The sequence below is a fragment of the Methylobacterium sp. J-070 genome, from assembly GCF_022829385.1.
Taxonomy (GTDB): Bacteria; Pseudomonadota; Alphaproteobacteria; order Rhizobiales; family Beijerinckiaceae; genus Methylobacterium.
This window is the reverse complement of sequence record NZ_JAKSXX010000064.1, coordinates 1-21,782: the sequence shown is the minus strand read 5'-3', so window position 1 is coordinate 21,782 and position 21,782 is coordinate 1. Positions and strand designations below refer to the sequence as shown.

Annotated in this window: 16 protein-coding genes and 3 pseudogenes; 4 read left to right on the top strand and 15 right to left on the bottom strand. The window is 67.7% G+C overall.

All coding sequences use genetic code 11. From position 1 onward, the window contains the following. The first annotated feature begins 4 nt into the window (after positions 1 to 4). Positions 5 to 1,657 carry a GDSL-type esterase/lipase family protein gene (locus tag MKL01_RS04505; RefSeq protein WP_243904032.1) on the top strand — a complete coding sequence of 551 codons (1,653 nt, stop codon included), beginning with the start codon at positions 5 to 7 and terminating at the stop codon, positions 1,655 to 1,657. A gap of 1,121 nt (positions 1,658 to 2,778) precedes the next feature. Here the strand turns inward: MKL01_RS04505 and MKL01_RS04500 are convergent. The 12 genes and pseudogenes from MKL01_RS04500 to MKL01_RS04445 all read right to left on the bottom strand — a co-directional run. Beyond that, a pseudogene (locus tag MKL01_RS04500) lies at positions 2,779 to 3,414 on the bottom strand (DedA family protein); the annotation flags it as partial. A 135-nt stretch (positions 3,415 to 3,549) separates the two neighbouring features. After that, entirely contained in the window at positions 3,550 to 4,569 is a 1,020-nt protein-coding gene (locus tag MKL01_RS04495) for an NAD-dependent epimerase/dehydratase family protein (RefSeq protein ID WP_243904031.1), read from the bottom strand. Beyond that, a complete protein-coding gene (locus MKL01_RS04490; RefSeq protein WP_243904030.1) occupies positions 4,566 to 5,315 on the bottom strand; it encodes a hypothetical protein in 750 nt (249 codons plus the stop codon). Before MKL01_RS04490 ends, MKL01_RS04495 begins: the two co-directional genes overlap by 4 nt. Positions 5,316 to 5,575: 260 nt before the next feature. Beyond that, positions 5,576 to 7,975: a glycosyltransferase family 2 protein gene (locus tag MKL01_RS04485; RefSeq protein ID WP_243904029.1), complete on the bottom strand. Its 2,400-nt coding sequence runs from the start codon at positions 7,973 to 7,975 to the stop codon at positions 5,576 to 5,578. A 94-nt stretch (positions 7,976 to 8,069) separates the two neighbouring features. Beyond that, on the bottom strand, positions 8,070 to 8,486 hold the full coding sequence (locus tag MKL01_RS04480; RefSeq protein ID WP_243904028.1) for a hypothetical protein: 417 nt from the start codon (positions 8,484 to 8,486) through the stop codon (positions 8,070 to 8,072). Between the two features lie 190 nt (positions 8,487 to 8,676). After that, complete coding sequence (locus MKL01_RS04475; protein ID WP_243904027.1) at positions 8,677 to 11,067, bottom strand: glycosyltransferase; 2,391 nt, start codon at positions 11,065 to 11,067, stop codon at positions 8,677 to 8,679. 54 nt (positions 11,068 to 11,121) lie between these two features. Next, a complete protein-coding gene (locus tag MKL01_RS35930; protein WP_243904026.1) occupies positions 11,122 to 11,760 on the bottom strand; it encodes an acetyltransferase in 639 nt (212 codons plus the stop codon). Further along, on the bottom strand, positions 11,757 to 12,479 hold the full coding sequence (locus MKL01_RS04465) for an SDR family NAD(P)-dependent oxidoreductase (RefSeq protein ID WP_243904025.1): 723 nt from the start codon (positions 12,477 to 12,479) through the stop codon (positions 11,757 to 11,759). Before MKL01_RS04465 ends, MKL01_RS35930 begins: the two co-directional genes overlap by 4 nt. 3 nt (positions 12,480 to 12,482) lie before the next feature. After that, entirely contained in the window at positions 12,483 to 12,710 is a 228-nt protein-coding gene (locus MKL01_RS04460) for a hypothetical protein (RefSeq protein ID WP_243904024.1), read from the bottom strand. Between the two features lie 395 nt (positions 12,711 to 13,105). Beyond that, positions 13,106 to 14,902 (bottom strand): glycosyltransferase family 61 protein, encoded by a 1,797-nt coding sequence (locus MKL01_RS04455; protein WP_243904023.1) that lies wholly within the window; start codon positions 14,900 to 14,902, stop codon positions 13,106 to 13,108. A gap of 72 nt (positions 14,903 to 14,974) precedes the next feature. Further along, entirely contained in the window at positions 14,975 to 16,084 is a 1,110-nt protein-coding gene (locus tag MKL01_RS04450) for a DegT/DnrJ/EryC1/StrS family aminotransferase (protein ID WP_243904022.1), read from the bottom strand. A 110-nt stretch (positions 16,085 to 16,194) separates the two neighbouring features. After that, the gene (locus MKL01_RS04445; protein WP_243904021.1) at positions 16,195 to 16,839 is read right to left on the bottom strand and encodes an acetyltransferase; all 645 of its coding nucleotides are present in this window, start codon (positions 16,837 to 16,839) and stop codon (positions 16,195 to 16,197) included. Between the two features lie 329 nt (positions 16,840 to 17,168). On the opposite strand from MKL01_RS04445, the gene MKL01_RS04440 reads away from it, so the two are divergent. Beyond that, on the top strand, positions 17,169 to 17,612 hold the full coding sequence (locus tag MKL01_RS04440) for a sugar 3,4-ketoisomerase (protein WP_243904020.1): 444 nt from the start codon (positions 17,169 to 17,171) through the stop codon (positions 17,610 to 17,612). Positions 17,613 to 17,626: 14 nt separating this feature from the next. Beyond that, positions 17,627 to 18,745: a DegT/DnrJ/EryC1/StrS family aminotransferase gene (locus MKL01_RS04435; RefSeq protein ID WP_243904019.1), complete on the top strand. Its 1,119-nt coding sequence runs from the start codon at positions 17,627 to 17,629 to the stop codon at positions 18,743 to 18,745. Positions 18,746 to 19,367: 622 nt separating this feature from the next. Here MKL01_RS04435 and MKL01_RS04430 read toward each other — a convergent pair. Then, complete coding sequence (locus MKL01_RS04430; RefSeq protein WP_409566198.1) at positions 19,368 to 19,784, bottom strand: hypothetical protein; 417 nt, start codon at positions 19,782 to 19,784, stop codon at positions 19,368 to 19,370. Between the two features lie 20 nt (positions 19,785 to 19,804). Beyond that, positions 19,805 to 20,038 (bottom strand): annotated as a pseudogene (locus MKL01_RS04425) (integrase core domain-containing protein); the annotation flags it as partial. A 275-nt stretch (positions 20,039 to 20,313) separates the two neighbouring features. On the opposite strand from MKL01_RS04425, the gene MKL01_RS04420 reads away from it, so the two are divergent. Beyond that, positions 20,314 to 21,528, top strand: a complete 1,215-nt coding sequence (locus MKL01_RS04420; RefSeq protein WP_409566197.1) for an IS110 family transposase — start codon at positions 20,314 to 20,316, stop codon at positions 21,526 to 21,528. A 125-nt stretch (positions 21,529 to 21,653) separates the two neighbouring features. On the opposite strand, the pseudogene MKL01_RS04415 reads toward MKL01_RS04420, so the two are convergent. Beyond that, positions 21,654 to 21,782 (bottom strand): annotated as a pseudogene (locus tag MKL01_RS04415) (IS481 family transposase); the annotation flags it as partial.

Genomic DNA, 21,782 nt, shown 5'->3' with positions numbered 1-21,782 from the left:
GACGATGCCGGAGGCGGACAAGCCGCTGTTCCCGTTCGGGCCGATCCTGTTCTTCGGCGATTCGGTGACGGCGGGGCTGACCGCCGAGACGCCGGCCCTGTTCTCCGGGCCGCAGACGGTGCCCCGCGGAATCGCCGGGCAGTCGACCCAGGATATGGCGCGGCGTCTGCGCTCCGATATAGCCGCCTACGGGGCGAAGGGGCTGCACCTGATTGGCGGGTGCGACGACATCCTCGATCGCGGTCGAGGGGTATCGTACGAGGCCATCGTGGCCGACATCGCCGCCATGCTGCGGGATGCGCGCGACCTTTACGTGCGCGTTTGGGTTGGCTCGATCCCGCCGGTAGATCCGGCCGCGCCGGAGGCGGCCGGGTTGCCGGTCGCGCTCATCGGGCAGGTGAACGCGTGGCTGCGCGACCACGCGCAGGATTACGGCGCGGACTTCATCGACTACGACGCCGTGCTCGCCACCGGGACGGGGGCGCTCAGGCCCGATCTCACCGCGGATGGCGTGCGCCTGAACGGGGCCGGCTACGCGGCGCTTCGGCAGGCGATGATGGCGGCCCTGACAGCCCCGGGGGTCGATCAGCTCTGGCCCCCGGCGGAGAGCGAGGATGCCGCGCGGCGGCGCAAGTTCCTCCACCATTTCGGCTATCTCGACTCGAACACGCGCTATCCGAGCCCGTTCATTCAGTTCGCCGGCAAGCCCGGGGCGAGCCATTACGGGGTGCCGTTTGATGCCCACGGCTTCCTCAACGCGGCCCCCATAGCCGAGGCCAAGCCCTCCAGGGAGACCCGGATCCTGGTGGTGGGCGACTCGACCACGATCGACGGCGGCGACATCGCCAGGACCTTGCCCGGCCGCATCGAGCGGATCCTGCGGGCGGACGGGCTGGCCAGCGCGAAGGTCTACAATTTCGGCGTGATGTCGAGTTGCCTCACGCAGATGACCCACCTGATCTGGTCGCGGCTGGTGACCTACAGCCCCGACGCCATCGTGGTGCTCAGCGGCAGCACAGACCTGTTCCAGCCCTGGACCTACGACCCGCGCCCCGGCCACCCCTACAACGCCTTCATCACCGAGCGCCTCTACGACCACTTCTTCGACACGCACGATCCCCGGGCCCGCGAGGACGGCCTGTCCTACGAGGGGCTGGTCTCGCTGATTTACGAGGCGCTGAAGCGGCTGCGCGCGGAGGTGGGCTGGCAGAGCCCGGGCTGGGAGGACGCCATCGTCCACCACTACCAGTTGGCCGCGCACCGCCTCGCCAAACTGTCGCACGACCACGCCGTGCCGATCGTGAGCGCCCTGCAGCCGACGGTCTTGCGCAAGCGGCACCTCACCGAGGCGGAGCGCGGCGTCGCTTCCGGGACGTTCCTGGACTATCTCGACCGTCAATACGCCAAGCTGGAGGCGTTCACAGCGGAACTTGCGGCGCGACGCCCGTACCGGCGAACCTTCATGGCCCTCGACCTCAGTGGGATTTTTCGCGATCGGGAGGAGGAGGCCTTCTACGACATCGTCCACTATGATGATCCCGCCCGCGAGATTGTCGCGGCGCGGCTAGCGGACGAGGTTTGCGGCGCTCTGAAGCGTGCACGGGTCCGCACGCCCTTTGAACGCGCGCAGCGTTTCTTCGGCCGCGGGAGGCGCTAGACCTACCTCCGCAAGCCAATCCCATTACCGGCCGGACGACCAAACCAGCCCACTCGCTCTGCTCGCCGCGTCGGCTCTTTCCTAGGCTCAGCGCCCGCTTGCGCCCGAGCCGGACGAGAAGCTTGATCCTCCGGCGTCCAGGCTTGAACCGACGCTGCCCGAGAGCTGGCTCGGGGTGCCCAGTTGCTGACCGTTCGGGCTGGTATTGAGATCCTGCTGCGGAGATCCGAGGCCGCCCGGCGACGGGTTGGTCGACTCGACCGGGCCAACTTCGGGAAGTCCGCCAGCCAAAGGCGTCACCACGCGTTCAGGTCGAATCGAAGTTTCACAGAAACCCTGGCAGATCGGCACCATAAGGTCAGTCGGCTGACAAATCGGTCGCAACTCGCCTCGGATGCACGTGCAGCGACACAGCGCTGAGGCTGGCGCGGGCAGGAGAAAGAGGGAAGCGACGAGCAGAAGCAGGCGCATGGTGATCAGCCTCTTGCCCGCGAAGGGCGTTGAGGCTTCATAACACGTCAAGTCCTTGGCCCCGAACGTTGTGACGGTTCGCCCAGGTTGAGGCGCAGCGGCCTGGCCTGATTTTTTGAGATATCGAGCTCGAGTTACGCCGCGGGCGCGGCCGACCGAGCTGAGGCATGTGCCGCCTCGTCTGGGGTACTCACCGAGACAGCGTCGGCTCACGCTGTCCATCTCATGGCATCTTCGCTGCTATCCCCGGAGACGCTCAAGGGTTGTGGGCGCCTCAGCCGCCTACCGGTGAAAATTAGGATGGCGGACGCCATGCAGAGGATCAGCGCAACGCCAACGATGCTGATGTGGCCGACGAGGCGTCCGTAGATGCCACCGGTCACTTTAAAATTCCACGACGCGAGCGTCATTCCCGCAGTCGCTGCGAGGAGCAGTACGGGGATTTTGAACCAAAAGGGAAGGGGAGACGGCGGCGGATCTTGCGGCGCAGGCGTGCTGGCCTGATGACGATCAGCATGACTTTTTGCCAAAATTGCTTCGACCTGGCTCTGAAAAGTTGCTTGAGTCGGGCGGTTCCGGTCACAGCCGACGGTCTCGGCCTGATCCTGCACGGCCTGTGGCAGCGAGGCCGCCTCGGTCAACCCTTCCGCAAGCGGTCCCGGAATCGCGGCCTCGGCAGCGACCATCAGGCGCGCTTCGTGCCGGCGCATGAACAGCCACAGCGCGACCGCTCCGAGCAGCACGAAAGCCAGCAGCCCGAGGCCGACCGGCCCCATCACGTTCTCGATTGAGCGCCCGCATAGGTAGGCGCCGAACCCCATGATCGAGGCCCAGGCAACACCGCCGAGAGCATTGAAGGCCATGAAGCGGCGCGCATCGAGCTTGTTCACGCCGGCAAGCACGGCTGCGTATGCGCGCAGCATTGCGGTAAAACGGCCGAAGAACACGATCTTCCCGCCGTGCCGGCGGAACAGGTATTGGCCGAGCTTGAGTCGCCCGTGATCGAGGCCGATCAGGTGGCCCTTGCGCAGGAGCAAAGGCAGGCCCCAGCGGCGGCCGACCCAATAGCCCGCATTGTCGCCCAGGATGGCGGCGGTCGCGGCGATCGCCACCACGACTGCGATATTGATGTTTCCAGTGCTGCCGGCGTACGCCGCGGAGGTCAGCAGAACCGTCTCACCGGGCAGCGGTAGCCCGGCGCTCTCCAGCGTGATGATCACGAAGATTGCGAAGTAGCCATAATTTGCGATCAGGTCGGCGATCGGCAGATCGTGCAGGAAGGACATGCGGACTCCTTGCGGCTCGCGCATGGCGCTGTCGACGACAAACGTGGCCGCTCCGCGGCGGAATGACGATCAAGCACACCAAATAGGGCCTGTTGCGCTGTGGACTGCGACGGCGGTCGCGGCTGCCGCCCCCTCTTACTTGGGATACTGCGCCGCGCTGGTCGCCCGAGCCTCAGCCAGATGTGCGCGCATCCACGCGATGGTGCTGATCAGACCCTCACGCAGGGCGATCCGCGGCTGCCAACCAAGCTCCGACCGGATCAGCGAAGTGTCTAGGACATTCGCAGGCACGTCGGCGGCACGGCTCGGCTTTTGTACGCAGGACAGGCTTTCGCGCCCGAAGGCCGACTCGAGTTCGGCAATGATTTGATTGACGCTCAACCCCCTGCCGCTGCCGACGTTCATCACCTTGTGCAGACCGTCATAAGCGACCGCCGCGAGAAACGCCTCGCTGACGTCGTCGATGTGCAGGAAATCGCGCACCACCTCGCCGGTGCCCCAAACTTCCAGCGGCAGGCCGGAAAGGACTCGATGAATGTAGCTCCCGATCAGTCCCTGGTGCTTGGTGCCGAGTTGAAACCGCCCGTACGGATTGGCGATCCGGAGGATCTGGTAATCGATCCCGTGAAGGTGTCGGTACAGGTAGAGCGACTTCTCGATCATCAGCTTGCTGATGCCGTAGGCCGAGATCGGGTCAGTGGGGGCCTGTTCGGGGATCGGGATGGCGCGCGGGATCCCGTAGATCGCGCCCCCGGAGGACGCGAAGACCAGCTTCTTGATCCGCGCGGAGCGGCAGATGTCGAGCAGGTGCAGGGTGGCGATCGGCGCGGCTTCGAGTTCGGCGGACGGATCCCGGTTCGAACTCTCCGGGATCGACCCGGCGATCAGGTGGAACACGATGTCCTGACGCTCGACCGCGTTGGCGATGGCGAGGCGGTCGGTGAACTGGCCCGTCACCCGGGCGACGCGCGGGTCGAGGGACTCGAGTTGCGGATGGCTGCGGCTGAAGCAGGTGACCTCGGCTCCCGCGGCGGCGAGACGGTTGCACAGGTTCAGCCCGAGGAAGCCGCCGCCGCCCAGCACGAGGCAGCGGGCCCCCGCCAGGGACGGGGCGGCTCGGGCGGAGGCCGGCCCCGCGGGCGCGGCGCCGGTCATGGCGTCGGATCGCCCCCGGGCGAGGCCGGGTCCTGCATGGCGATAAGATCTTCGACCAGCGCCCGCGCCGTCTCCTGCAGCGCGCGCTGCGTCGGTTCCAGCGGCGCCTTTCCGTAGGCCCGCGCCGCCGCGTAGGCGGCCGCGTAGGCAGCATCCCAGCCGGCGGCGAGGATCCGCGGACCGGCGGCTTCCAGCGAATCGCGGACGGTCACCCAGGCGGCCCGATGGGCCGCGTCCCAAGCCGCCTCCCGGACCTCGGAGCCGGTCTGCCGCAGGGTGAGGTTCGCGACGGCCGCGCGCTTGCGGGCGCGCTTCAGGTGGTCGCACAGGGACGCGAGATCGGCGACATCCCGGAGCGCCGGCAGATCGGCCAGGTCGTCCCCCTCGACGATCAGCTTGGCGAGATGAAACCACGCCGGCACGTGGATCCGAACGAGCCAGTCGGCCACCCGGGCGACGCGCCGCCGCTCCAGCGCCTCCGAGCCGCGCGTCCCGACGAGGCGCGGGAGGAGGGGGCGGATCAGGGCATCGCGCTCGGCCTGGGGCAGGCCGTCGCTCAAGGTGCGGATGAACGCCGCGATGCTCGGCGCGGCGCAGGCGGGATGGTCCGACACCGGCTCGCCGGCGATGAAGGCCACAGCCTCCATCGCGCACAGGGCGCCGCCCTCGGGATGCGCGCCCGCGGCCAGAGTGGCAATCTGGGCGAGGCGCTCGGGATCGACCGCCGGCTTCTCGATCCGGACCATGGCCGGCTTCCTTCTCCTCAAGGCCGAGTTCGCGCAGGCCGGTTCCGGCGGACGCGATCCGATGAGCAGCTGCCTGGACCTTCAATCAAGCCGGGCGGTCCAGCGCAACCGGCCGATCCCGTGTCCGGGCCGCTTGCCGCATAGCCGTCTTTGCGAGCGGAGCGAAGCAATCCAGGTGGCGCCACGCTGATCGACGCCCTGCCCTGGGTTGCTTCGCTCCGCTCGCGATAATCGGGTGCCTGCGCGGCGGCGATAGCCCGCTAATCTGCCTTCTTCACGCGATGCGTCATGATGATCGAGAGCCAGGGCACCACCACGTGCGCCACCTCGATCCGCAGCAGCACTTCGAGGTGCAGCGCGTAGGGCAGAGCGAACTGGAAGCCGCAGCGCGCCTCCTCCATCGTGGTCGGCATCTCCCCCGTGACCGCCGCGATGACGTCCGGCCGGTGGATGTCGACGGGGATGCGCTGCACTGCGCCGTCGATCTCGGCGACGAGGGTGGCCTGCTCCCGGCTCGCCGCGACGATCCAGCCCTTGAAGACGACCTGCCCGTCCTGGATCTCGGCCCAGACGCGATCCTGCGGCGCCTCGAGATGCGCCCGCGCGAAGGCGTCGGGCAATTCGCCCTCAAGTTCGGCGACAGTGCAGCCGACGTCGAACTTCTCGAAGCCGCGGCCCTCGCCGAAGATCGCCGCGAACCGCTTCTGGTACTGGCCGATCAGGAGGTTTTTGATGGTCTCGTCGAGACCCGACCACTGGCCCTTGGTCTGGATCGTGTAGACCGACAGGATCTCGCGCAGGAACGCGATGCGGCCCTTGTCGGCGACGTAGAGGTTCATCAGCCAGTCGGCGGCGCCTTTCTCGTCGTAGAAGACCTCGGGAACGCGGCGGAGCGCCTCGGCGCGGTAGAAGCAGGCCGAGAAGTTCGCGGTGAGCGGGGCCCTGGCCAGCACCGGGAAGCTGATCGGCCCCGTCTGATAGCGGCCCTGCTCCTCATGCGGCATGAACGAGCCGTTCGCCACGTGGTGCAGCAGGACCCAGTTGAAGCACATGTCGAGGGCCGGGTCCGTCCGCAGCATGCGCAGCTGCAGGCCGATCTTCCGGTCGGAGATCCAGTAATCGTCGCCCTCGCAGAAGGCGACGAACCGGCCGGTGCAGGCACCGATGCAGTCGCGCATGTTCTGCAGCATGCCGAGATTTCGGTCCCGGGGCCGGACGGTGATCCGGTCCGGATGGCGGAGGCGGTATTCCTCGATGATCTCGGCGGTGCCGTCCGTGGACCGGTCGTCACCGATCACAACCTGCATCCGGAACAGGCTCCGCTGGCCGAGCACCCCGTCGAGGCAACGCCGGATCGTGCCGGCATGGTTGTAGGCCGTAACGATCACGCTGACGGTGAGCTGGTCCTCGATCCAGGCCCGCAGGGCGGCCGGGTCCTGCCGCGGCCGGTTGGGCGCGCCGAGGCCGATCTCGGTTAGGGCCGTCTCGGCGATGTCGGGATGGTCCTCGATCAGCTGCGCGAGGCGCGCCGGATCCTCCTCGTCGAGATAGGCCTCGGCCAAGCGCCGGAAGATGCGCTTCTGCGTGGCCTCGTACTGGTCGGCGTAGCGGCCGCCGAAATGGCCCCGCAGCTGCCGGTAGAACTCGATCTCCGACTTGCCGAGCCGCTTGTGCCGCGCCAGCACGGTGTCGAAGGCGGCCCACATCCCGCCGGCGTGCTTGCGGTACACGCCCATGACCTCGGGCAGGAACCCGATCCGGCCGACCTCGGCATGCATCAGGTGGATGTACCAGTCGGCCGGGATAATACCGCGGCCGATCTCCAGCCGCTCGCGGCCGCGATAGCGCCATCGGTAGAACACGCTGTTGGTCTGGATGAAATTGTGCGCGACGAGATCGGACAGGGACGGCTGGGGGTTGGGGTGCTCGGGATACTGCTCCTCCACCGCCGGCATGTCTTCGTAGACGACCTTCACCGGGTGATAGCACAGGGTGTATTCCGGCCGCTGCCGCATGTAGTCGAACTGGCGCTGCAGCTTGTCGGGATCGGTCCAGTAATCGTCGCCCTCGCATATGGCGACGTACTCGCCGGAGACGCGCCCGGCGATGTCGTCGAGATTCTTGACGACGCCGACATTCTCCGGCCGCAGGATCGCGACGATGTTCGGGTGCCGCGCGGCGTACGCGGCGATGATCTCGGCGGTGCCGTCGCTCGACTTGTCGTCGCCGACGATCAGCTCGAACGGGAAGTCCGTCCGCTGGCTCAGGATGCTGTCCAGCGTCTGGCGGATGAACGGCTCTTGGTTGTAGGTGATGCACAGGACCGAGACGACCGGCTTGCCGGTCTCGGAGCCCGTGGAGGCGTCGCCCTGCTGGCGCAGCCACACGGCGAACGGGTTGAGGTAGGTGCCGTCGACCGCCTCGTCCGGCGTGCCTGGGAAGTCCGGCCGGGGCTGCCGGCCGAGCCGGGCGCCGTACTTCACGTAATGCTCGAGGGGCGACAGGTCGGTCAGGCCGACATCGGGGTAGCGCGCCGCGTACCAGAGGTGGTCGAACTGCCCGCTGCGGTAGATGGTCGAGAAGTCGTCCTGCCAGGACTCCAACTGCGGCGGCTCCAGCTGAGGCGGAGCCGGGACGGCGGTCTCAGCGGCACTCTGCATCGATCGGATCCTTGCACAGGTCTCGGCCGCTGGCTGGCGCTGCGCGCGGCGACACTCCGATCACCGCGGCGTCGGGCGAACGGTCCGGGCGGCGTCAGAGCGCACTCGGCGGTCGCGCCTCGGCGTAGCCGTGGTTGAAATAGTGCTGCGTCGGGTCGGCCCCCGCGCTCGCCACGTCGCCGTTGCATGTGAGATAAAAGTCCCGGTCGAACAGGCCCGAAGTCTCAAGCCAGCGGAGCATCGTGTCCTCGCCGATCACCGGCGCGCCGTTGGGAGACGCGGCCAAGGCCTCGCGGTAGAGTTGGACGAGCCGGGCGATGCGGGCGGCCACGTCCTTGGCGGCCGGCCGGCGGACCGATGCGGCGACGACGCTCGACTGCTCGCCCGGGCGGCGGCGCTGCAGGTCGGCCTCGGCCAGGCGGACCAGACGCGCCAACTCACCTTGCGCTTCCCTCAAACGAGCCTGCGTCTCGGCCAGTTCCGCCCGTAGCGTCTCGACATCGTCGCCCAAGAATCGCTCCGTCCCACTCGCGGCGCCGATCGGCGCTGAACCTCCGGCCGTGCGGAGAACACCGCACATCGGACATCGCGGTGGCCGCGCGACGCTCGGGTGATACGATCGGCCCGAGATTGGGGTCAACCCTTTCCGAAGGCGCGCCTTCGCGGGGAGGGGGCGGATCTCCGTTCCGGTAGGACGTGCCTCAGCCGGACGCCTCGTCCTCGGATCGCTGGGCAACGGTGACCGACAGCCAGGGCAGAGCCGCATCCTCAACCGCGATCAGGAGGCGAACATCCAGGCGCCGATCGAAGGGCAGCGTGAAGCGGAACCCGCAGCGTGCCTCATCCACCGGTGCCGGCGCGTCGCCGAATAGGGCGGTGACCACGTCGGACCGTTGCTGATCGACTGGAAACCGATGCGTCTCGTCTCCCACTTCGGCGAGGAGCGTCGCCCGGGCCCCGTAGGTCGGGACGATCCAGCCGGCGAAGACCACGTGCCCGTCCTCGACCTCGGTCCCGCCTCCGGAGGCCGGCGCCTCCAGATGGGCGCGGGCGAACTCTGGAGACAGCGCGGCGTCGAGATCCACGACCGTGCAGGCGAGCGCGTAGGGCTCGAAGCCGCGCCCTCGGCCAAAGAGGGTGGCGAAATGCCGGCGCTGAAGGTCGATCCGGGCTTTCTGGAACGCGTCGGGGCGGTCCGACCACGGGCTGCCATCCCGGATGGTCCAGACGGAGAGGATCTCCCGCAGAAACGCGATGCGGCCGGCATCGGCGACGTGGAGATCCATCAGCCAGTCGCCCGCGCAAGCATCCGCGAAGAAAGACTCCGGCAGGTTCCGCAGCGCGTCGGCGCGGTAGACGCCGCCTGAGCGGTGCGCGGTGACCGGCGCGGCGGAGAGGTCCGTGAAGCGGAGGCTCCCGGTCGCGAGCCGCCCCTGACCCTCGTGCGGCAGCAGGGATCCCTCCGTCGCGCGATGCACGAGCACCCAGTTGAAGCACAGGGAAAGCCGGGGATCGCCCCGCAGGATCCGGAGCTGATTGGCGAGCTTGCGGTCGGAGATCCAGCGGGCCTCCGCGTCGCAGAAGGCGATGTAGCGGCTGTCGCTGGCCGCGATGCACTCCTGCAGGTTCCGGAGCGGGCCGAGATCCTGCGGGCGCGGGCGCACCGCAATCCGGTCCGGATCGACCGTCTGAAGAGTCTCTAGGGCCTCCGAGGCGGCTTGCGTCGAACGCTCGAAGCCGACGATGATGCGCAGCCGGAACAGGCCGCGCTGGGCCAGAATCCCGTCGAGGCATGAGCGGAGATCGACGCTGCTATCGGGCGCGGTGACGATCACGCTGACGGTAAGCTGCTCCTCGAACCACGCCCGAAGCGCCTCGGCATCGCCGGTCGGCAGGCGCCCGGCGTCGAATCCCATCTTGCCGAGTGTGTCATGGGCGATGTCGGGATGGGCCTCGACAAGGCTGAGCAGGCCCGGCACGTCCGCCTCGTCGAGGCAGGCCTCCGCGAGGCGCGCGAAGATCATCCTCTGAGAGGCCGCGAAGCTCTCCGCGAAGCGGCCGCCGAAGTGGCCGCGCAGGCGCCGGAACAGTTCGATCTCGGCGGTGCCGAGCTTCCTGTGCCGCGCGATCTCGGAGGCGTGGGTGGTCCACATCCCGCCGGCATGCTTGCGGTAGACCGCCATCACCTGAGGCAGGAAGCCGATGCGCCCGACCTCCGCGTGCATCAGATGCACGTACCAGTCGCCCGGCGCGATGCTCTCATCGAAATCGAACCGCTCGCCGCCGCGATAGCGCCAGCGGTAGAGGACGCTGTTGGTCTGGATGAAGTTGCGGGTGGCGAGATCGGTCAGGGAGGGAAGCGGCACGCAGTGCTCCGGGAACGTGGTCTCGATGCCCGGCATGTCCTCGTAGACGATGCGCACCGGATGGAAGCAGAGCGTGAATTCCGGGTGCGCCTTGAGGAAGTCGACCTGCCTCTGGAGCTTCCCGGTGTCGCTCCAGTAATCGTCCCCCTCGCAAGTGGCGACGTACTCGCCGCGAGCCGAGCGCGTCAGGTCGGCGAAGTTCCCGTTCGGGCCGAGGTTCTTCGTTCGAAGGACAGGGATGAGGTTCGGGTGCCGGGTCGCGTATTCGGCGATGATCTCGGCGGTGCCGTCGGTCGAGCCGTCGTCGCCGACCAGCACCTCGAACGGGAAGCCGGTGACCTGAGCGAGGAGGCTGTCCAGGGTCTCCCGGATGAAGCGCGCCTGATTGTAGGTGATGCACAGGACCGAGACGACCGGCTTACCGGCCTCGGAGTTCGTGGAGGCGTCGCCCTGCTGGCGCAGCCACGCCGCGAAGGGATTGACGTAGGTGCCGTCGATCGCCTCGTCCGGCGTGGCCGGGAAGTCCGGTCGCGGCTGCCGGCCGAGCCGGGCGCCGTACTTCACGTAATGCTCGAGGGGCGACAGGTCGGTCAGGCCGACATCGGGGTAGCGCGCCGCGTACCAGAGATGGTCGAACTGTCCGCTGCGGTAGATCGTCGAGAAGTCGTCCTGCCAGGGCTCCAGCTGAGGCGAAGCCGGGACGGCAATCTCAGCGGCACTCTGCATCAATCGTGTCCTCGCCGCTGATTCGCGGCCGCTCACGGCAGGCCAAGCCTCGCCTCAGGTCGACGCGATGCTGTCGGGCTTCGGCCAGACGGAGGCGCGCTCGGGGACGTTGCGCAGCACGTTGCAGCCGACGCCGATCGTCGCCTCCCGGCCGATCGTCAATCCCTGGAGGACCTTGGCCATCGAACCGATCAGGCGGCCCTCGCCGATCTGGCACCGGCCGCTGATCAGGGCGCTGGGCGAGACCGTGGTGTTGTCGCCGATCACCGCGTCGTGCGCCACGATCGCGCCCGTATTCAGCACGCAGAACCGGCCGACACGCGCATCGACGCTCACGGGCACCCGATGGGCGATGAACGAACCCGCCCCGACCGTCGCCCCCTCGCAGACCAGCGCGTGCGGCGAGACGAGGGGCGGGCAGAGGATGCCGTTGGCGTCGAGCCACGCGATGATCTCGACGCGCGCCGCGATCACCGGCCGGCTCACGCCGCCCACCGCCAGCGCCACGCCGTCGAACTTCGCTCGGTCGGCCAGCAGTTCGTCGAGATAGCCGCGGTAGCGCCCGTCCTGGGCGGTGGACTGCGTTGAATAGGTGGCCTCGATTACATAGCCGTTCAGACGCGCGACCGCGGCGATCTCCCTCGAGAAGGCGCCGTCGCCGATGAGCACGATGCGCTTGCGGCCAGCGTTCACAGCGTGGCCCCTCCGTCCACCCGCAGGATCTCACCGGTCACGTGGCGGGCCTGCGGCGAGAGCAGGAAGGTGATCGCGTCGACCACCGACTCCACCGTGGCGATGCCCGCCGGGCTGCGCTTCTCCAGGGCCTCCCGGAACTCCGCGGTGTAGACGCGGCCCTGGGCCTGGGTCATCTCGGTGTCGAGCCAGCCCGGGGCGACGCCGACCGCGCGCCGCGGCGCGAGTTCCCGCGCCAAGCCCTTGATCAGCGCATCGAGCCCCGCCTTGGAAGCGGCGTAGGGCACGATAGCCGGCTCCGGCCGCTGCGCGGCGACCGAGGAGACGGCACAGAACACGCCGTCGCGGGTGGAGACACGAGCGCTGGCGAAGGCCGACGCGAACACGGTCGGGGCGACAAGATTGACCCGGTAGAGCCGCTCCACCTCGTCGACCGCCAGGGCGCGCATCGGCTTGATGACCTGGAGGCCGGCGCAATAGATCAGACCGGTCAGCAGGCCGCGCTCGGCCACGATCCCCTGGATCAGGCCGCCGATGCCCGCGAGATCGGCCACGTCGGCGGCGACGGTCGCCACGCCGGCGGCGGCGAGTTCGGCCAGACGGTCCGCACGGCGGGCCACGGCCGTGACCTGGGCCGTGGGCGCGAACCGCTCCGCAACCGCGCGACCGACGCCGCTGCTCGCGCCGACGACAAGGATATGACCGCGCGCCTCCGACACGGCTCAGCTCTGGACCTTCTGGCCGGCCAACGTCACTAGATCGTCGGTGGTGTTCGCCTCGGAAATCAGCCCCGGCTCGACCTCAAGACCCAGCGTGTCGAACAACGCCATGATGTTGAGGACTCCGAGCGAGTCGAACGTCTCGATCTCCGCGAGCTTCTGCCCGCGGGCGAGGGGGCCCGGCTGGTCGAGGATCGCGCCGAGTTCATCCAGGAACGCGGCTTCCGTCATCGAACACTCTCCTCGAACTCGGGTCTGGGGGTAGCCGGGATCCGGCCGCCCGGTTTGGGCGCGCGCCGTTCAGCGGAGCGCGCAGGTGCTTGATCGCGCAAGCCTTGTCGCCGATCAGCACGGAAATTTCGAGGCAGACCACAGATGTCTCGGCGCGAGCCCTGTGGGACGACGGGATCGCCCTTGTCCCAAGCCGCGAGGCATGCGCGGTGGCCATCCTCCGATCCTGATCTCCATACACACAAGCGTATGACTGCCCGCCGAAGGCTGACCAGCTCCTCTGCGCTGTTCGAAGGCGCACCTCTTGCGAGATCCGATGGCATAAAGCAAGCCGGCCGCGTAGGCCGAGGCGGCCCGAGGCCTGCCGCACCCGAGACGCCTCCCGCGGGCGCCCCTCAAGACCATAGGACGGGATCCTCCGTGACGGACAATCCGGCGCTCATGTTGGCCACCGCGGCGAGGAGCTTGGCCGGATCGATGCTGTAGCTGACGTGAAAAGGATGGACGCCGGGCTCGTGGTTCGAGCGCCCGCGCAGGAACGTGATCCGCCCGCCGCCGGACTCGATATAGCTGGTATAGGCGCGGAAATTGAAGCCCAGCTCCTCGTGGATCAGGCCCAGGATCCGGCATCCGGGCCGGCAGAACAGGGTGTTGTTCAGGGACGAGTTGCAGGAGCCGACGACGAGGTCGGCGGCGTGGAACAGGTCGACCTGTTCGAGGAACGAGAGGGTCTCGGGGTAAATGACCTCGAAGCCGAGTGGGCGCAGCCGCTCCGCGAGTTCGGCCTCGTTCACGAGCACGCGCTGGGTGAACGCCTTGCGCGAGATGAACAGGCGCCGCCCGGTTCGGGCCGACAGCGCGCCCCGCGCGCGGGCGCATTCGAGGATTCGCCGCCGGATCGCCCCAAAGATGTCGGCGGGCCAGATGGTGTCGTAGACGGGCAGCCCAGGCTTCATCTCGAACGGGAAGAAGGCCGGCACGGGTGCCATCCCGAGCTGGCCGAACTCCACCGGCCGCGCCGGAAGCCGGATCACCGGCCGGCCGCGCGTGTCGAGCAGACTCAGGATCTCCTCGTGGGTGCTCGGCATGTGGTCGTCGATGCAGAGCGGAATCCCGTCCGGGCAGCGCGGGTCGTTGTAGCAGAGCATGCGCGGCAGGAACTCGCCAAACCAGTGCCCGTAGTTGCGGCTCATCATGCCGAACATCATCAGGCCGGCCTCGACCCGGAGCGGGGCTTCCGGCACCTCGACCAGGGCGTGGGTCTCGCCGAAGGCCGCCATCATGATCTGGTCGAGATTGACTCCGTCCTGGATCAGGATGTCCTTCCGGCGCGGATGGGCCGCGAGGTCGTAGATCAGCCTGTCGTCCTTCACGACGACGTTGCTGCGCGGGAATGCCCGGGCGTCGCGGACGAAGGACAGGTAGAGTGCCGGCACGTCGAGGTCGCCTGGCTCGGAGGTGAGGGGCGGGGACGACTCCCAGAACTTCAGGTCCGCCGGCGCGATCCGGCGCGCGGGCAGGATCTCGGCGTAGGTCGCCTTCCCGGCCTCGGCGAGCGCTTTTGCGCTGGTGATCGCGTAGGCGGCGAAGGGGCCCGCGCCGTGCACCCGACGGGTGCGCTCGTGCAGCGCGATCGCCTCATCGAACCGGTGCGCGTCGAGCAGGGCGTCGAATTGCAGGCGGCGGAGATTCTTGATCTTGATCTCCAGCGTGTCGCTGTCGCGGGTCAGCGCCTCGCCGCCGTGCTGGTCGCGGGCAATGCATGCCAGCAGATAGCTGCGCACCGCGTTCTCCACCTCGCCGCGCAGCTCGTAGCCCCAGGCCAGATCGATAAAGGAGAGATCGTCCTGCATCGGATCCTGAGCCGCTGCCTTGGCCTCTTGAAGCTCCTCGAGAAGCTTCGGGACCGGGTCGAACTCGGCGCGCTGGCACAGGCCAAGAATGCGGGTCCGGACCGCGAGCAGCCGGTAGCGCGGCGCGCGATGCGGCGCCACGTGCCCGGCGAGCCCGTAAGCCCGCGCGGCTAGGTCCGTCTTGCCCTCGCCCTGGAGGCGGAACCCGAGGGTCGCAAGGTGCTGGGCGAGGATGTCGCCGCCCCCAGCCGCCTCAAGCCGGCGTTCGAGGGCTTCCATCGCCTCGGAGGTCCCCGACTGGGCGGCCTGCATCAGGATTGGGCGGAGGACGTCGCGCATCGGGATCGACCGTTCGGATGGGATGGGCGATCGGACGAGACCGGCCCGGTCTCGTCCGCCGCGGAGACCCGTTCAGCGGGTCGAGAGAACCCGCTCGACGCACCCGCACACCTCGGCGATCTGGTCCGCCGAGAGGGCCGGAAAGAACGGTATTCCGATCGCGGTGCTGACCACGCCGGGCGTGTCCGCCAGGCCGTCATGGGGACATGCCGCGAAGGTCGGGTGCGCGTGGCAGCCGTCGCCGTACCAGCGCCGCCACTGGATCCCGGCCGCGTCGAAGGCCGCGGTGACCACCTCGACGTCGGCGGGGGGAATGATCGCGTTCGCGGTCATCGTGAGCCAATCGCGGCCGAAGCCCGCCTGCATCGGGACACTGATCCGCTCGAACCCCTCGAGGTAGGCCAGGGAGACCTCGCGCAGGGACGCGATCCGGGCGTCCAGGCCATCGAGCGCGGCGAGTCCGACCGCGGCGGCGTATTCCGAGATCCGGTAGTTGCCGCCCCGCATCTGCGACACGCGGCTGCCCGGCGAGAAGCCGAAGCCGGTCATCGCGGTGATCGTCTCGGCCATCTCGGGATCGGTCGAGAAAATCGCGCCGCCTTCCCCGATGCCGAAGGCCTTGGTGGCGTGCAGGCTGGTGCACACCGGCTGGGCGCCGACGCGCCTGAGGTTCAGGGTCGCCGCGGCTGCGTCGAACACCACCGGCACGTCGTGCGCGGCTTCAAAGGCCTCCCAGGCGGCGACATCGATGGGCGCGCCGCAGGGGCTCACCACGATGACCGCAGCGACGTCGCCTGAATTCGCCCGCAGGGCCCGCGCCGCGATCGCCGGCGTGATCGCCATCGTCTCGGGATCGACATCCGTGAAGTAGGGCGTGAGCCCGACATTGGCGGCCGCATGCGCGGTGGCGATGAAAGTCCAGGACGGCATCACGCAGAAGCGGCCGGTGCGCCCCGCGGTCCGGTACCGCAGGGCGAGCTCGATCGCCGAGGTGCCGTTGCTGGCGAGCGCCGCGTGAACCGCGCCGCCGCCGCTCTGCCCGGAGACGAAGCCGCACAGCCGCGCGGTGAACTCCTTGGTCAGAGGACCGTAGTTGCTGTAGATGCGCGCGCCGTCGATCCGGCGCAGGTACGGCACGATCGCATCCGTCTCCGGCAGGCTCGGGATCAACACGGGGATCATCGTTGCACCCTGTCCTCGGCCGTGATCGCCGCGGCGACGGCGCATTCTGAAAGGGGCCCGCTATACATGGCGGCGCAGGGCTGCGGAAGGCGCGCTCCTGCCGGGGCGGTTCAGCCGCGGCGCAGGACGCGGGCTGGGTTGCCGAGGACGGTGTGCCCTGGCGCGACATTGCGGATCACGATCGAGCCGGCTCCGACGAAGGCGCCGGCACCGATGCGGATCTGCGGGATGACGCAGGCGCCGGTGCCGAGGAAGGCGCCCTCCTCGACGGTGACGTGGCCGGCGAGGTGCACGCCGGGGCTGAGAGTCGCGAAATCCGCGATCCGGTTGTCGTGCGCGATGGTGCAGCCCGGGTTGACGAGGACGTGACCGCCGAGGCGCGTGTCCGTGGTGACGGAGGCGTGGCCGAGGATCACGGTGCCCGCGCCGACGCTGCTGCCCGTGCCGATCAGCACGGAGGGGTCGATGACCGAGGCGAAGCGCGGGCCGAGCGCCGATTTCAGGCGGCCGACCGCTTCCGCCCTGGCCTTCGGCTCGCCCAACGCCACGACGAAGCGCAGGGTTTCGTCGCCCTTGAACGCGTCGATGTCCCGGAGGACGGGCCGGCCGCGAAAGACCTCGGGGGCCTCGTAACCCGGGTCGACGAGGGCGCCGAGGAACTCCACGTCAGCGCCTGCGCCGCGCAGCCGCGCGATCACGTCCACGATCTCGCGCGCGAGGGCCCCCGCGCCGTAGAGCACGAGACGTTCGGTCATCGGATGCCGGTTGGCCGCGGACCGCGCGGACGGCGGTCGGCGAGGCGACAGGTCTTCGAGCGCTCCATGGGGCGGACCCGCTTCATCCTGCGCTTGTCGGCGACGCGACGCCGCCATGCGGCGGTCATACGCGCGTGCGGGATGCTTGACCATGCCCGTACCTGCGGCGCAAGGCGCGCGGCCTACCGGAAAAGCCGCCGAGCGAGCGGCCGTTGCGAAATCCCCGCAGTTTGGCCTAGGACAGCCGGCCAATGCCGGTCGGTCGACCGGCAGGGGGACAATGGGCTAGTCGCCCGCCAGCGGCACAGGTGGGGGGGACAGACCTGACTATGAGGGTCGTCGCCGAGCCGGAGATCGGGATGAACGTGACGACTAAGCCTCATCTCATCGAGTTCCAGCGGATCCGGGATCCCCGCGGCGCCCTAACCCCGATCGAGGCCGAGAAGGATGTGCCGTTCCCGGTGCGGCGCATCTACTTCATCTACGACGTGTCCGACGGCGCAGCTCGCGCCGGGCATAGCCACAAAGCATTAGAGCAAGTCTTAATCGCAGTCTCCGGCAGCTTCCATGTCCACCTAGATGACGGCCTGACGCGTCAGAGCTTTCGTTTGAGCCGGCCTAATGTAGGTCTTTACATTCCTCGGATGTTCTGGCGCGACATCGACGATTTTTCCGGAGGCGCGGTGTGCCTAGCCCTAGCCTCCGACCATTATCATGAGAGCGACTATTTCCGGGACTACGACGCGTTCCTGCACGCGAAAGGCCTGAGATGACGAGCGGGCATGCGATGAGGGTACCGTTTCTGGATCTCGCCCGGACGCACGACACGATTCGCGCCGAACTCGACGCCGCTTGGCACCGGGTGCTCGACCGGTCACGCTATATCCTCGGCGAGGAGGTCGAAGCCTTCGAGACAGAGTTCGCGGCCTATTGTGGGGCTGAGCACGCCATCGGCGTGGCCAACGGCTTGGATGCGCTGCACCTGATCCTGCGGGCGCACGGCATCGGGCACGGCGACGAAGTGCTCGTGCCGTCGAACACCTTCATCGCGACGTGGCTCGCCGTCAGTCAGGTCGGTGCGATCCCCGTCGCAATCGAGCCGGATCCAGACACCTACAATATGGATCCAGCTTTGGCCGAACGGGCCATCACGAGCCGCACGAAAGCCCTGGTGCCGGTCCACCTCTACGGACAGGCGGCCGACATGACGGTTCTGCGAGCCCTCGCGCGCCGTAACGGCCTGCTTTGCGTCGAAGACGCCGCGCAGGCCCATGGAGCTACCTTTGATGGGACAAGGGCAGGCAGCCTCGGCGATGCTGCGGCCTTTAGTTTCTACCCCGGAAAAAACCTCGGGGCATTGGGCGATGGGGGAGCCATCACCACGTCGGACCCCACGATGGCGCGTCGGATGCGTGAGCTGGCGAATTACGGATCGAGCGAGAAGTACGTCCATCGCCAGCAAGGGGTGAACTCGCGGCTCGACGAACTCCAAGCTGCTGTTCTGCGGGTTAAGCTACGCCATCTAGACGCATGGAACGCGCGTCGTGCAACGATCGCGCGGCTATACCACGACGCTCTGGCGCCGACTGGACTGGCACTCCCGCAGGTCGATCCGCGGGCCGATGCCGTTTGGCACCTCTACGTGATCCGCACGGATCACCGCGATGCGCTTGCGGCCGGGCTGAAGCGGCGCGGCATCGATACGCAGATCCACTACCCGATAGCCCCCGCCGACGCAGAGGCTTACGCGGGCATCTCGGTGCGAGGCAGCAGTGAACTGGGGCGGCGTCTCGGACGCGAGATTCTGAGCCTGCCCATCGGACCGCATATGAGCGATGACGAGGTCCGCCAGGTCGCCGCGGCCTGCCTGGAGGTAGCGGAAACCTTTCATTCCCCAGCGGCTTGAGAGGCCGATCGCACCTTTCCATCAAAAACCCGAGGCAGACGCGCCTCAATCGACGGCCATTGGGGCACCTGACGCATGGCGAACCCTCAGCATAACCGGTCCGAGCAGCCGTCGGCTGCCGGTTATGCCGCTTCGATGATTTCGACGATGACTAAGTTGGCCAGTGCGAAGAACGCGATCCGCCTTCCCGTGAACGTCACTGCGCGTGCCAGCGGACCGCTTGCGCTTGGTCGACCTAGCCGGTGCGCTGGCCAGGATCGAGCCGACCTCCGCTCCGCGCGAGCGGAACCAACTGATGTATCAACTCCACTATGCCCCGCCGCGGTAAACCTGATCACCGGCCGGTTTCGCCGCGATCGCGGCAGGCCTGCGTGCCCAGCAGAAGGTAGTCGTAGTCGAGGCCGACGACGCCCTTTGGGGCGGCGGCGCGGATAAGGTCAAGGCTCTGGGCCTGGCCGGGTTCGCTGACGGCTTGCGTTGAGGCGTTTGCATCATCGAGACCGAGAACGTCTATGCGCCGCCCGTTCTCAAATTAGAGAACGTTGCCTGATCGCGGCTTAGCGCATCAGTTCAACGGCCGAAATTCACAGAATGTCCGGCTCCACGTCTCACCGCATGCAGGTTAGGGCTGTGATACGGGCCAGCGATCCGGAGTCTCGGCACCGATGGCTCTGGCATACCGCGGCCGCACAGTCTCGTAGCTCTCTCGCGTGATACGGAGGAAGTGATCGAGATCGTCCGAATGGGTGATCTCGGCACCGAAGCGTCGGTGGAACGCGAAGGCCGTGCGGTTCTTCCGGCGGACTTCCAAGTGCGCCTGCGTGAATCCCAGATCGTAGAACGCGAAGTCGTACACGCGGAGTGCTGAACTGATCGCCACGAGCAGAGGCGAGCCGCGCTTGATGATCCAGCTCCCCCAAACGAAGGACGGCCCCTGGAAATCGTAGATGCGCACCGTCCCGATCGCATGGTCGGCTGGGTTCTCGATGATGTAGTAGTACTCGGTTCCCGCTTCCTCGCGATCCCTGTAGCGCGTGATCCAGGCCCGCTGCAGTTGTATGGTCCCGGGATGAGGTGTGACGGGTCGAACCTGAAGCGTTCGGGCTCTTTGGTCCAGACCTGAAGGACATGCTCGTAGGGCGTGAGGCCGCGCAGGGTCTTCAGCCGACGGGCATAGTTGTGGGCGTCCACGAACAGCTGGAGGTGTGCCCGGAGCTGTTCGTGCGTGTCGTAGTGGTAGCGCTTGACCGTGGCGTCCTTGATGGTGCGGTTCATCCGCTCGACTTGACCGTTATCCGGTATGTACCCGTGCGGTGCCTTCTCGTTCCGCTGTTCTCCCCAGAGAACGGCATTATGGTGAGCCCATCTGGGACGCGGGGCACCGGGAGCACGAAGGTGCGGGCAGGCCGTCGATAGACAGTGGGCTGAGAGCCCGAACTCGTTACATGGCCGCCCCTTGCGACTTTCCCGGATGCGCTGCGAGCGCGGATCAGTAGGTGTCGTGCTGCCCGCCAGCTCCCGTTTTTGTCGACGAACCAGCATGGGGAGTGGGCATGCGGATTATCGGACTGGATATTCACCGCGCCTTCGCGGAAGCGGTAGCGTGGGATGATGGCAAGCTGAGGCGGCTGGGTCGCGTCGACATGCGTCGCGATCTTCTGACCACCTTCGCTGAGCAACTCTCGGCGGATGACGTCGTGGTCGTTGAGGCCACCGGCAATGCCTCGGCCGTTGTGGCGGTTCTCGCGCCGCACGTGAAGAAGGTGGTGATCGCCAACCCGATGCAGGTGCGGATGATCGCGCATGCCAAGATCAAGACCGACACGATCGACGCCGGCGTGCTGGCGCAGCTCTACGCGAGCGGGTTCCTGCCGGAGGTGTGGGTTCCAGACGAGCCGACCCAGGCGCTGCGCCGGCAGGTTACCCGCCGCAACCAGATCGTTCGGCAGCGATCCCGGCTAAAAAACATCATCCAGTCGATCCTGCACAGCCACCTGATCCCATCCTGTCCCCACGCTGACCTCTGCGGGGCCAAGGGCCGGGCCTGGCTCGTCGAGCAGGTCGTGCCAGAGGACGAACGGCTCGCGATCGAGCGGCACCTGCGCGAGTTTGACAGGCTTGGCGAGGACCTGAAGGTCATCGAGCGCGATCTCGCCCGTTCGGCCCTCGCTGACGAATGCGTCAAGCGACTGATGACGGTCCCCGGCATCGACATGGTGGTGGCGCTCGCGTTGACAGCGGCCATCGGCGAGGTGACCCGCTTCGACGAGCCGCAAAAGCTTGTCAGCTACCTCGGTCTGAACCCGAGCGTGCGGCAATCAGGACCGGGACCCGCGCACCACGGCCGGATCACCAAGCAGGGTCGCGGTCACGCCCGCGGCATGTTGGTCGAGGCCGCCTGGGCCGCAGCCCGTGCTCCAGGCCCACTCCGAGCCTTTTTCCTGCGGGTCAGGGCGCGACGCGGCCAGCACGTTGCCGCTGTCGCAACCGCCCGCAAGCTCGCGGTCGTGATTTGGCATCTTTTGACCAAGAGCGAGAGCTACGTCTGGGCCCGCCCCTCGCTTCACGCGAAGAAGCTTCGCGATCTTGAGCTGAAGGCCGGCTACAAGGCGGCTCGCGGTCAGAAGGGGGCAGCTCACGCCTACAACAGCAAGAGCCACCGCGATGAGGAGCGGCGCTGGGTCGAACAGGCTGAGACGGTCTACGCCCGCTTCGTGACGGGCTGGAATCCGCAAGGGCCGAAGAAGGTGCGCACGGGCGCCGCAACTGAGGTGCGACGATAGAGGCTGCGCGGCAGGGCTCCCACCTCACGCCCTGCTTCTTCGCCACGCGGTCGCCCGTGCGCCAGCCGAAAATAGCGCAGATCCACGAAGAAGGCTCTTGTCGATTACATCAGTGGTCCATGGGTGGTCAGGCGATGCTCGATGCCGTGCTCGTGGCAGACGCGCGCGAACATGTGCCGGCTGTAGAGGGCTGTCGGGCCTGAGCGGTTGCGCGGGGCATGGCAGAACCGCACCCCCTTGTCGGTCAGCACGGT